10 protein-coding genes are annotated in these 12,594 nt (G+C 50.8%); 6 read left to right on the forward strand and 4 right to left on the reverse strand.

Features of this window, described 5'->3' with window-relative positions; translation table 11 throughout:
• The first annotated feature begins 95 nt into the window (after window positions 1–95).
• Window positions 96–4,028, forward strand: coding sequence for an ATP-binding protein (locus tag H6F88_RS28490; protein WP_190646185.1), 3,933 nt, complete (start codon window positions 96–98; stop codon window positions 4,026–4,028).
• Here the strand turns inward: H6F88_RS28490 and recQ are convergent, their stop codons facing one another.
• From recQ to H6F88_RS28510, 4 genes are all read right to left on the reverse strand, one after another.
• Window positions 4,029–6,248, reverse strand: a complete 2,220-nt coding sequence (gene recQ / locus H6F88_RS28495) for a DNA helicase RecQ (RefSeq protein WP_190646186.1) — start codon at window positions 6,246–6,248, stop codon at window positions 4,029–4,031. It abuts the gene before it with no gap.
• A 71-nt stretch (window positions 6,249–6,319) separates the two neighbouring features.
• Window positions 6,320–6,646, reverse strand: a complete 327-nt coding sequence (locus H6F88_RS28500) for a hypothetical protein (RefSeq protein WP_190646335.1) — start codon at window positions 6,644–6,646, stop codon at window positions 6,320–6,322.
• 164 nt (window positions 6,647–6,810) lie between these two features.
• Window positions 6,811–7,041: a hypothetical protein gene (locus H6F88_RS28505; RefSeq protein ID WP_190646187.1), complete on the reverse strand. Its 231-nt coding sequence runs from the start codon at window positions 7,039–7,041 to the stop codon at window positions 6,811–6,813.
• 365 nt (window positions 7,042–7,406) lie between these two features.
• Window positions 7,407–8,099 carry a sigma factor-like helix-turn-helix DNA-binding protein gene (locus H6F88_RS28510; RefSeq protein ID WP_190646188.1) on the reverse strand — a complete coding sequence of 231 codons (693 nt, stop codon included), beginning with the start codon at window positions 8,097–8,099 and terminating at the stop codon, window positions 7,407–7,409.
• Window positions 8,100–8,669: 570 nt separating this feature from the next.
• Here H6F88_RS28510 and nuoH point away from each other — a divergent pair.
• The 5 genes from nuoH (at window position 8,670) to H6F88_RS28535 (ending at window position 12,539) form a co-directional block, all read left to right on the forward strand.
• Entirely contained in the window at window positions 8,670–9,788 is a 1,119-nt protein-coding gene (nuoH, locus tag H6F88_RS28515; RefSeq protein ID WP_190646189.1) for an NADH-quinone oxidoreductase subunit NuoH, read from the forward strand.
• A 135-nt stretch (window positions 9,789–9,923) separates the two neighbouring features.
• On the forward strand, window positions 9,924–10,517 hold the full coding sequence (gene ndhI, locus H6F88_RS28520) for an NAD(P)H-quinone oxidoreductase subunit I (RefSeq protein WP_190646336.1): 594 nt from the start codon (window positions 9,924–9,926) through the stop codon (window positions 10,515–10,517).
• A gap of 81 nt (window positions 10,518–10,598) precedes the next feature.
• Window positions 10,599–11,246 (forward strand): NADH-quinone oxidoreductase subunit J, encoded by a 648-nt coding sequence (locus H6F88_RS28525; RefSeq protein ID WP_190646190.1) that lies wholly within the window; start codon window positions 10,599–10,601, stop codon window positions 11,244–11,246.
• 45 nt (window positions 11,247–11,291) lie between these two features.
• The gene (gene nuoK, locus H6F88_RS28530) at window positions 11,292–11,597 is read left to right on the forward strand and encodes an NADH-quinone oxidoreductase subunit NuoK (protein WP_190646191.1); all 306 of its coding nucleotides are present in this window, start codon (window positions 11,292–11,294) and stop codon (window positions 11,595–11,597) included.
• Between the two features lie 21 nt (window positions 11,598–11,618).
• The gene (locus tag H6F88_RS28535; RefSeq protein ID WP_190646192.1) at window positions 11,619–12,539 is read left to right on the forward strand and encodes an NAD(+) kinase; all 921 of its coding nucleotides are present in this window, start codon (window positions 11,619–11,621) and stop codon (window positions 12,537–12,539) included.
• Window positions 12,540–12,594: the final 55 nt, after the last annotated feature.

The raw sequence follows: 12,594 nt of genomic DNA on the forward strand, positions 1-12,594 counted from the left end.
TCTCGAAAATATAATGAAGGGAATAGGGTTCGGGGGAGAAACCCTCCTAGTGTGTATTAGTACGGGCGACTTCTAACCTTCCTGGTTGATTCGGTATGTCTGAATTTTTGAATAGTTTGTTTGCTTCCAATGGCTTTATTCCACACGGACATTGCTATTTATGGAAGCCAGAACTGGTCGGGCTGCATGTGGGTTCTGACCTATCAATTGGGCTCGCCTATTTTGCAATTTCGGTAACGCTGGTTCACCTAGTTCGTAAAATTCAGCTTCCCTTTCACGGAATTTTTTTAGCGTTTGGGCTGTTTATTGCCGCCTGCGGGGCGACCCATTTTATTGAGGTATGGACGCTCTGGCACCCCACTTACTGGTTGGCAGGGGGAGTGAAGCTGGTAACGGCGATCGCCTCCGTGATCACAGCCCTTGCCCTGCCTCCTTTAATTCCTCAGGTTCAGAAGTTGGTTCGCAGTGCAAAACTAGCGGAGGAGCGTAGACTGCAACTGGAGATGGCCAACCAGGAATTAGCCACGCTCTATGACCAGCTTAAGCAGATGGATCAGGCTAAAACCCAGTTTTTTACCAACGTCAGCCATGAACTGCGAACGCCGCTGACGCTGGTATTGGGACCGACGGAGCGTTTACTGCGGGAAGAGGCTGCTCAACCCTTTCGCCACAGCCTGGAGAACATCAACCGCAACGCTCGTACCTTACTGAAATATGTCAACGATTTGTTGGATATCTCGAAGCTAGAAGCAAATCGGATGGAGTTACGCTGTGTGCAGCTTGACCTGGCACAGCTCTTGCGGCTGAGTGCTTCGCAATTCAGCGCATTGGCAGAAGAACGTCAGGTTAACTTTGTTGTTGAAACGCCATCTGCGCTGCTGGTTCAAGGAGATGCCGAGAAACTACAGCGGGTTTTCTTAAATTTGCTGGCTAATGCGTTTAAGTTTGTGCCAGTGGGGGGTGAGGTACGCTGTACTTTGCAGCTTCAGAGCAATGGAAGCTTTGCTGAAACATGGGTAGATGAGGTTGCTAGACAGGTTAGCGTAACGGTTCAAGATAGCGGACCGGGAGTGTCACCAGAACTGCGGCAAATCATTTTTGAGCGCTATCAGCAGGGCGATCGCCAGTCCAATCAGCACGGTGGAACGGGGTTAGGATTAGCGATCGCCAAGGAGTTTGTCGAGTTACACAAAGGCACGATTGCAGTAGAAGATGCGCCAGGAGGTGGAGCCTCTTTTATTGTTACCCTGCCGTTAGTTGATAGCAATGCTGGCAGTAATGGTGAAAATTCTTCTAACTATGCAGATGCCATCCAAGAGATAGATGAGGCGATCGTCCGACAAACGCTAGCAACCTTAGAAGTTGGCAATGGTCATAAGACTCCTGACTCATTCACCCACTCTCCAGAAGAAGAAGCCCGTCCGCTCGTGTTGGTTGTAGAAGACAATCCTGATATGAGCCAGTTCATCTGCGAAACCTTACAGCAGGAATATCGCATTGCCACGGCTCCCGATGGTCAAGCTGGGTTAGAACAGGCGATCGCCCTTCAGCCCGACCTGATTTTGACCGACCTGATGATGCCTCAAATCAGTGGCGATCAACTGGTGCAAACCCTACGAACCTATCCAGAGTTAAACAGCACGCCAATCATTTTGTTGAGTGCCAAAGCAGATGACAATCTGAGAATCGATCTGTTGCGACATGGCGCACAGGACTATTTAATGAAGCCCTTTTCAGTAGACGAACTGCGGGCAAGAGTTTCTAACCAAGTCGCTGTCAAGCAATTTCGAGATGTATTGGAACATGAGCTTGCCGTTCAGAGTAAGGACACACTCACGCTGTCAGAAAGTGTTGCGAGCCGTCAGCAAGAATTGCAGGCTGCGCTGATCGCTTTGCGGCAGAGCGAAGCTCGGTTTAGACGAGTCGCCGAATCAAACATGATCGGCATCATGTTTTGGGATTTAGAGGGCAACATCACCGAAGCCAATCACACTTTTCTCCAGACTGTCGGCTACACCAAAGAAGATTTGCAGGCAGGCAGAATTAGCTGGAAAAATATGACACCGGCCGAGTTCTATGATCTGGATCAAAAAACCGTCGCTGAGTTGCGTCATTCCGGTAGGTTTGCGCCCTTCGAGAAAGAGTATTTTCGCAAAGACGGTAGCCGGGTGCCGGTTTTAATTGGTGGAGCGTTTCTAGAAGAATCAAACCAGTGCGGAGTTTCCTTTGTGCTGGACATCACGGAGCGGAAACGGGCGGAGTCCGCTCTAAAGCAGGCTCATAATGAGTTAGAGCTACGAGTAGAGCAACGCACAGCAGAACTTTCTAACGCCAAAGCTGCCCTGGTGCGCGAGCAGGAATTTCTCAAAGCCGTGCTGGACAATGTGAATGCTGGGATTGTCGCTTGCGATTCTGATGGCATGTTGACTTTGTTCAACCGGGCAACCCGAGAATTTCATGGGCTACCAGAACAAGCCCTAGCGCCAGAGCAGTGGGCAGAATATTACAGTCTGTATTCACCTGACGGACAAACCCCTTTGACCAAAGAGCAGATTCCGTTGTTTCGGGCACTGCAAGGCGAGCATGTCCACAATCGGGAGATGATGATTGTGCCGAAACAGGGAAGTGCCCGAACGGTATTAGCTAGCGGACAGGCGATCGCTGACCCCCAGGGGACAAAGCTGGGAGCCGTGGTCGTGATGCACGACATCACCCAGCGTAAACAGGCTGAAGCTCAAATTCGTGCGCTCAATGCTGAACTGGAACAGCGGGTGGTTGAACGCACTGCTCAGCTAGAAGCCGCCAACCGGGCTAAGGACGAATTGCTGGTGCGCGAACAGGTTGCCCGTGCCGATGCCGAGGCCGCCAACCGGATGAAGGATGAGTTTTTGGCAACGCTCTCTCACGAACTGCGAACGCCGCTCAACGCCATTTTGGGGTGGGCACAACTGTTACGTACTCGCCAGTTTGACCCAGATACGGTTAACCGGGCACTCGAAACGATTGAGCGAAACGCGCGATCGCAAACTCAACTAGTTGGAGATATCTTAGATGTTTCGCGGATCATTCGCGGTAAGGTGCGACTTAACATTCGATCCGTCACTCCCATTTCTCTGATTGAAGCAGCGCTAGACTCAGTTCGCCCGGCGGCTGAAGCCAAAATGATTGACTTACAGGCATTTTACGACCCTAGAAGTCAGGCAATTTCTGGCGACCCAGAACGAATCCAGCAGGTTATCTGGAATTTGCTGTCTAATGCCATTAAGTTTACGCCGCAAAATGGCAAGGTCGAAGTGCAGCTATTGCAGAGCAATCGTACCGTTAGCATTCAAGTCAGCGACACCGGCAGAGGCATTAACCCAAAATTCTTGCCGCATGTGTTTGATCGATTTCGGCAGGCAGACAGCTCCATCACTCGCTCTCACGGTGGGTTGGGGTTAGGGTTGGCGATCGTGCGGCACCTGGTAGAGTTGCACGGTGGCACAGTGTTGGCAGAGAGCGAGGGAGAGGGACAGGGTGCAACCTTTACCGTTACCCTGCCGCTGGTTGCCCCACCCGAAGCTGCAGAAGCAGCGGAACTCACCTCACCAACCGTTTTGGGACAAAAAACAAGTCACCAGCCAGACCAGCTAGCCGGATTACGTATTTTGGTTGTGGATGATGAGGCAGATACCCGCGACTTTCTCAAGACGCTTTTGGAACAGTGTGGTGCAACGGTGATTGCTCTGGAATCTACTCGAATGGCGGTTGATTTTCTAACGGGAGCGATCGCCCAACCCCCCGATTTATTGGTCAGCGATATCCACATGCCAGAAGAAGATGGATATGCTTTGATTCGACAAGTTCGGGCGATCGCCCGCGATCGCAATCTGATTTTGCCCGCAGTTGCACTAACCGCCTGTGCTGGGCCAGAAGATCGCACCCAGCTTTTGTTAGCAGGCTTCCAAATTCACATTCCCAAACCGATTGATGCAGCAGAATTTATGGCAGTGATTGCCAACCTGACTGGAAGGGCGAATAGCGTCTAATCATTCGTCATCGGAATGCGATCGCTTCCAGGCTGCTCTGACCAGGCGAATTTCAGGGTAGCTGTAGGTTTCTCCTAAGTGATCCCGAATCATCCGTAGGGAATCTGCGCCGGTAATGGCGATCGCCTGCTCAATCGTTGCCTGCCGCTCTGGTGGAACGAGCGAATCTAAATCGACCCGTTGTCCGGCTTCCATCAGCACTCCCAGGTGGTCAATGATCGTACTGAGGCGAAAGTTGCGCTGTTCGGCAATTTCGGCTGGAGACAGGCCCTGCTGGTGCAAATCTAGCGTGTGCAGGTGAGTGGTGGACAGCATTCCCTCGGGTGAGGGAGAGGGAGTGGGTTCGGTCTGTTCTGAACCGAAATTATCGTCTTCTGAGCGAGTGGGAATTCCCTGCTCCTCACAAAAAGCCCGAATTTCAGCAGTAAATCGAGCGCCGTAGCGATCGCGCTTGTGGCTACCCACACCTGAAATTTTGGCGAATTCTTTTAGAGTTTGGGGCTGTTTCTGGGACATTAGCCGCAAGCTGGAGTCAGCAAAGACGACGTAGGGCGGCACAGATTGCTCATCGGCGATCGCCTTGCGCAACACTCGCAGCCGCTCAAACAGCATTTCTGAATCTGCTCTGGGTTGAGATTCCTCAGCCTGGCTTTCTAGACGTGGCGGCAACACAATCTCGACCGTGCGTTGGCTCCGCATCACGTCCCAACTGGCGGCATTCAGCTTTAAGACTGAGTAGCCATCAGAGCTTTCCTCCAGTAAGCCTTGATGCAGGAGCGATCGCCCCAACACTTTCCAGGCATCGGCACTGCGATCGCGCCCAATGCCGTAAGTCGAAAGCTTGTCGTGTCCGTTCTTCAGAATTCGCTTGTCTTTGGACCCGCGCAGTACGTCGATGATGTACTTCATCCCAAAGCTCTCTCGACAGCGAGCTACGCAGGACAAAAACTTTTGCGCCTCAACGGTCCAATCTTCCGTCGGACGGGGATGCAAACAATTGTCACAGTTGCCGCAGTTGCCAATAAAGCTCTCGCCAAAGTAAGCCAGTTGAATCCGGCGGCGGCAATCTGTTCCCTCCGCATAGTCGATCACCTGGCGCAACTGCTGGCGGGCAATTTGCTGCTCATCAGGGTCAGACTTCTGTTCAATCAGAAAGTCAACCGTTTTAATGTCGCCATAGCTGAAGTAGAGGGTGCATTGTGCCGCTTCGCCATCTCGTCCGGCGCGTCCCGACTCCTGATAATAGCCTTCCAGGTTGCGGGGCAAGTCATAGTGAACCACAAACCGCACGTCTGGCTTGTTGATTCCCATGCCGAAGGCGATCGTTGCAACCATGACGCGCACGTCATCCCGAATGAAGCGGGTCTGATTTTGCGATCGCTCCTTATCGCCGAGTCCGGCGTGATAAGGCAGCGCTTCAACGCCATCACGCTGAAGTCGATAGGTGAGTTCATCTACCTTGCGCCGACTGAGGCAGTAAATAATTCCAGAGCCGGAAGTTTGTCGCACCTGTTCCAGCAGTTCTCCGTAGGCATGTCTTTGCTTTGGACGAACTTCGTAGTAAAGGTTTTGACGGTTGAAACTAGCGATGTGGATGTTAGGCGATCGCAACTCCAACTGCCGCACAATATCTTGCCGCACCCGTTCTGTTGCTGTTGCCGTCAGTGCCAGCACGGGCACATCTAGGTAGCGATCGCGCAAACTGCGAAGCTGCCGATATTCTGGGCGAAAGTCATGACCCCACTCTGAAACGCAGTGCGCTTCGTCGATTGCAAATGCCGCAATCCCGACTGTTGCCTGGATCTGGTCAAGCAGCGATAAAAAACGTTCTCCCAACAAACGCTCTGGAGCCACATAGAGTAGCTTAATCCGCCCATTCAGAATGTCTGCCTCGCGCTGACGCACCTCCGTTAAACCTACGCTGCTATTCAGGAAGGTTGCTCCAATGCCGTTATCTTGCAGTGCCTCGACCTGATCTTGCATTAGCGCAATCAGCGGCGAAACCACGACCGTCAGCCCTGGTTTGAGCAGTGCCGGAAGTTGGAAACACAGAGATTTGCCGCCTCCGGTGGGCATGATCACTAGCAAATCTTGATCTTGTAGTGCCGCCTCAATGATTTGCTGTTGCCCTAGTCGGAAGCGATCATAGCCAAAAAAGTGCTTGAGCGCCTGCTCTAGTGAACTAAACTGAGAAGCGATCGGAGTTAAATTCGGGGTCATCGAATTAAGTACTGCATCCACTTTTCCATGTTGCCTTAAAACTCTCAGGAATAAGGGTTCAGATAACTGGGCTATACTCCTTCGAAGGACGCAGGCTCAAAAAAGGCTTCTGCTGCACAGAGTAATTCGATCGCCTGATCAGCACTGATCAATCGCTTCAGCACCACCTGACCGATCGCACTAGCAGACTCAGTATTAAATTCTGCTTCGGGTTTGACTTCTACCATTATCACTTCATCTTCAACCCGGTAGAGCCACAGCTTCTCGCCCTTTTCAGCAATACACAGATTCATCCGGCGGATGTCGGGTTTGCGTCGCCAGGCGACCTCATTCCACAGCCCACCCATTTCCCATACCCGTCCAACTGTCCAACCGTCTGAGAGAAAAAAGTATTTCACGAGTCGGTAGCCTCTATTTGCCATGATTTCTGAGAATGCAGCCTTGGACCGCTCTGCCAAAATTCATGACATTAACATCACTACCCGTAAAGTTTCTGGGAGTGTTGTTTGGAATTATGCCTTCCGAATGGACTTCTCCAAAGATTACTCAAGTTTTCTCAAGACTACCCAAAATAGCTTGGCTGAAGCAGCATTAAGAACATCGACGGCTGTAAGTTGGGAGTGAATCTGAGCTGATAGCTAAAGGGCGACGAACTGCTACAGGTCATGGGCAATGCATTGGCATGACGAGGAGAAAACCAGGCATCTGCCGTAATGACGAGGCGAGTGGCAAAGCGGCGAAAGTCCTGAGTGGATTTGCCCTGTGTTCCAGTGGAGGAAAAGACTGCATACATGACCCCTTCCCCGTCCCACAGCAATCCATAGCCAGTGCTGTCGTTGTTGGTTACTTCGTACTTGATAGCAGGTCTGAATTGCTGAGGTCGTTTTGAAAACCGTTATAGAAGCATCGTTTAGGGAATTGAAGCCACATTTGGCTGAATCTTCGTCAGCACTGTAGCTAAACGGAGTTGCCCCTGAGTTCTTTGGATTCACTCGAATCTTGACCACGACACGATGAAGCGATCGCCAGTTTCGCAGAGAATCGATCGCCGGTTTCGCAGAGAAGCGATCGCTTCTTACATAAATTGGGGTCACAAATGAAAAGACACCTCGCGAAGTGGGTGCCTTTTCGTCTTAAACATCTCTAATTGCAGCAACCTTATTCCAGCCCTGATTCCATTGGCACAGGGTCAGTATCTGGTTTTGCCTGTGGCTGAGCCAGCCCTTTGCCTTCTAAATAAATAGCGCGGATATCAGCGGGTAGGGTAGCCTCTAGCTTTTGATAGCCATCTTGAAGCTGTGTCTTGACCTCAGCCGCCGAAATTGCCTCGCCTTCTGCCTGCAAGTAGGCTGCAATTCGGGTTTCGCTCCAGTGAAAGGTTTGCGCCATTACAATCATCAACCGTTGGACAGGCGGAAGCTGATCCAGCGCTTGCTCGATGTAGCACCACAGCGGTGGTGAAGCGGCTTTGAGAGAATAGTGAATTGACTCAACCGCTGGCAAATCAGCTCCATTAATACAGACAGCGGTTACATTAATCAGCCAACTCTGCAAAGACAGCCCTGATCGGGATGCTGCACTCGGAGCGGCAGCGGCGTGCAGATCCAATCCACCCAACTCGTGATAGATGTGCTTCCAGGTAATCGCGAACAGATAGTCTGCCTGAACGGGCGATCGCGCCGAATGTCGAATTAGCGTGTACACAATCGGACTATATCGGCAAAAGATCGCTGTAAAATACTGCCCTGCATCAGGATGCCGTTGAAACAGCGTCAGCAATTCCTGGTCGCTGTAGTGAAACAGCGATTTCACGAGAGGGTGACTACATTCAGGAAAATTTGGAACTAGCACGGCTAATGATTTACAGAGGGCTAAAAATACACCTGGTAAAGAATAACATTTGAAAATCTATCGGTTGGTAAGCGCGTTCCCAGGAATAGCTCCCACTATACCCAACTGTTACGCCCAACTGAGGCATTTTTTCAAAATTGTTCTTGAGGTGAATCAAACCATGTGGGTCCGGCATTCGGATAACTCCGATCGCTATATTATTTACCCTGACAGAGCTGCTATAGCCCAGCCTCTATGGTTCAAATAGTAAGCAGTCGAGGCTTTCAAGAAATTCTGAACTGACTTAAGCACAATTTATCCAGTTCAGTAGAACTTCTCATGATTTACCCCAGATTTGAATGCTATACGCCCCGTTCTGCAAACCGGGCAGCGATATACTATGCAATAGAGTGCGTGAAGAATCTTCACAAATTTAACGAGGCTTTTTAGCCTGCAAGCTGACGGACGTTGTACTACGTTGTGCGGTAGTCTGACGGTTGATCTAGCAGCTGAATTGGCTTAATGGTTCAGTGAATTAAGGTAATTTGACGGCTAGATAAGTTGTCCTAATCGTTGCCCGTAATAGGAAACATGAACTCAGGAATTGATTTACAAGGAAGTTTTATTCAGCTCCTCGTTGATCTGGGGCTGCCTGCTGAGGTAGCTAGGGTCGCCTGGTTGCCCCTCCCCATGCTGTTAGTACTCGTTGGCGCGACTCTAGGGGTGTTGGTCACAACTTGGTTAGAGCGAAAAATTTCAGCCGCAGCCCAACAGCGAATTGGTCCTGAATTCGCTGGTCCCCTGGGGATGCTCATTCCGATCGCCGACGGTCTGAAACTGCTAGTCAAGGAAGACATTATTCCTGCCAAAGCTGATTCTTTGCTGTTTACGCTCGGACCAGCGATCGTCGTCATTCCCGTATTCCTGTCATTCCTGATCGTGCCCTTCGGACAAAATCTGTTGATTACCGATTTGGGTATTGGTGTTTTTCTCTGGATTTCGCTCTCCAGCATTGCACCCATCGGTTTGCTAATGGCTGGCTACGCTTCAAACAACAAGTATTCTCTGTTAGGTGGGCTGCGAGCTGCTGCACAATCGATTAGCTACGAGATTCCGCTGGCGCTGTCGGTGGTGGCGATCGTCATGATGTCAAACTCCCTCAGCACCATCGACATCGTTCAGCAGCAGTCTGGTTATGGAATCCTTGGCTGGAACGTTTGGCGACAACCTATTGGCTTCTTGATTTTTTGGATTGCGGCCCTTGCAGAGTGCGAACGTCTCCCCTTTGACCTCCCCGAGGCAGAAGAAGAATTGGTCGCAGGCTACCAAACTGAGTACGCGGGCATCAAATTTGGCTTGTTCTACCTTGGCTCCTACGTCAACTTGGTGCTTTCGTCTCTATTTGTCTCCGTTCTCTATCTGGGCGGTTGGAATTTCATCATTCCTATCGAATCCTTAGCAGGTTGGTTAAGCATAAGTGAGTCTACCCCTTGGCTCCAGGTACTTACCGGGTCGCTGGGCATCATCATGACTCTGCTCAAAGCCTATCTGCTTGTTTTCCTGGCAATCTTGCTGCGCTGGACGCTTCCCCGCGTTCGCATTGACCAACTGCTAGACCTGGGTTGGAAATTCCTATTGCCTGTTTCCCTAGTAAATCTTCTGCTCACCGCCGCTCTCAAGCTCACCTTCCCCTTTGCCTTCGGCGGGTGACTTTTGGAAGATGAGAATCAAGGATGAGAATCAAGAATGAATGCACTTGTAGCAATCTCTTCATCCGCAAAAAGTTCCCACCCCTCATCCTCCCTTTTCAACCCTCATTCCTGATCCTTGTTAGGTGACACTATGTTGAAGTTCCTTAAGCAAGTTACTGACTATACCAAAGAGGCAGTCCAAGCTGCCCGATATATCGGACAAGGGCTGTCTGTCACCTTTGACCACATGCAGCGTCGCCCGATTACTGTTCAATATCCCTACGAGAAGCTGATTCCCTCAGAGCGGTTCCGTGGTCGGATTCACTTTGAGTTTGACAAGTGCATTGCCTGTGAGGTCTGCGTTCGGGTGTGCCCGATTAACCTCCCTGTGGTGGATTGGGAATTTAACAAAGAAACCAAGAAGAAAAAGCTAAACCACTACAGCATTGACTTTGGCGTTTGCATTTTCTGCGGTAACTGCGTCGAATACTGCCCGACCAACTGCCTCTCCATGACTGAGGAATATGATCTGTGTACCTACGATCGCCACGAACTAAACTTTGATAATGTGGCGTTGGGCCGTCTCCCTTACAAAGTTACGCAAGACCCGATGGTGCAACCTATGCGCGAGTTAGCGTACTTGCCCAAAGGCGTGCTTTACCCTCATGGGCTACCTGCTGGTTCCCGTCGGGCTGGTAAGCTACCAGAAGAAATTTTGGAAGAAGCCGAAGAAAATGGCGCAAAGTAAGGCTCGGAGGTTGGAGTAGGCAGATCTCAGCTTTTTCTGCCTGATCCACTGGTGGTAAAAACTTGATGGAGATTAGCGAACGTGAACTTAGCGGATGGAGTTCAAATTGTTTCATTTGGCGTGCTGGCGCTGATGATGCTAGGTGCAGCACTGGGTGTGGTGCTGTTAGAAAATATCGTTTACTCGGCGTTCCTGCTGGGCGGCGTGTTTATTAGCATTGCTGGGCTTTACATTCTGCTGAATGCGGGCTTTGTTGCTGCGGCTCAGGTACTTATCTATGTTGGAGCCGTTAACGTACTGATTCTGTTTGGAATCATGCTGGTTAACAAGCGTCAGAATTTTGTGCCGCTGCGGAATGCCTGGGTTGGCAAAATTACAACAGCAGCCGTTTGCCTGGGTTTGTTTGCCCTACTAGGAACGATGGTGCTAGCAACTCCCTGGGCAATTTCTACGGCTCCGGTGGCAGGAGATACCTCTACTGTTGTGATTGGTATGCATTTCTTTAGCGACTTTTTGCTGCCGTTTGAGCTAGCCTCGGTGTTGCTGCTGATGGCGCTGATTGGGGCGATCGTTCTAGCACGACGTGAGTTTCTGCCCGATGCGCTTGAGCGAGAGGAGACTCAACAACCTGTGTTGACATTGCCCGAACGTCCTCGTGAACTGGCTTCAGCGGCACCCGGTAGCCCCGACAGAACCCTTGGAACTTCTCCAACACAACGCAATGTTTAGGTAGCTCCCTGGAAATTGCTGCAAATTTGAAATTGACAAAACTCTATGGAACTTCAATACTTTCTTCTCCTGGCAGCTGCCCTGTTTTGTATCGGAATCTATGGTTTGGTGACAAGCCGCAATGCGATTCGGGTGCTGATGTCAATTGAGCTACTGCTAAATGCCGTTAATATCAACTTAATGGCGTTTTCTAACTACCTCGACCCCAGCGGAATCAAGGGACAGGTGTTCACGGTATTTGTGATTACGATCGCCGCTGCTGAGGCGGCTGTCGGTTTGGCGATCGTGCTTTCGATCTATCGCAACCGCGATACGGTAGATATGGAGCAGTTTAATTTGCTCAAGTGGTAGTGCTTCTAGTGTGGTGAAGGTTTGGAGCTAAATCAGGTCATTATTGCCTACAAAGCAGGAGACTCCTTCAGCCAACGCCGGGCAGAGCAGTGTGCTGAGCAGTTGGAAAACCGGAAGTGTCGCGTCCTGGTCGGCCCAAGCGGTGCCAAGGACAACCCCTATCCGGTTTTTCTGGCATCGGTACAGCAGAAGATAGATCTGGGTCTGGTGTTTGGTGGGGATGGAACGACTCTGGCAGCCGCCAGACACCTCGCGCCCGAAGGCATTCCAATTCTCGCCATCAATATTGGCGGACATTTAGGCTTTTTAACCGAGTCTTCAGATCACCTGAAAGACTCTGACCAGCTTTGGGATCGGCTGCTAGAAGATCGGTTTGCAGTGCAGCGACGAATGATGCTGCAAGCCTGCACCTTTGAAGGCGGGCGTGAAAATCAGGAGCCAATGAGCGATCGCTACTACGCTCTGAACGAGATGTGCGTTAAACCTGGTTCCGCCGATCGCATGATTACCTCCATCCTGGAAATGGAAATCGACGGAGAAGTCGTTGACCAGTACCAGGGGGATGGACTGATCGTGGCAACTCCTACTGGCTCAACCTGCTATACCGTTGCTGCAAATGGGCCGATTTTGCATCCTGGTATGGAGGCGATCGCCGTTACTCCTATCTGCCCTCTGAGTCTTTCCAGTCGCCCAATTGTGCTGCCTCCTCGCTCAGTCGTCAGTATCTGGCCTTTGGCAGACCGAGAACTGACGACGAAGCTATGGATGGATGGCGTTTTGGCAACTTCAATTTGGCCAGGGCAGCGAGTTGATATTCGCATGGCAGATTGCTCTGCCAACTTCATTGTTTTGCGAGAGAACTATTCCTATTACCAAACGCTGCGCGAAAAGCTGCAATGGGCTGGAGCCCTAGTACGTTACAGCAACAATCACCGCAACTAATGCCGCTAGCCACAAAGGGGCTGAAGCCCCTTTCACTGATGAATAGGCTAGGTGG

The organism is Oculatella sp. FACHB-28 (assembly GCF_014696015.1).
Lineage (GTDB): Bacteria > Cyanobacteriota > Cyanobacteriia > Elainellales > Elainellaceae > JAAUTN01.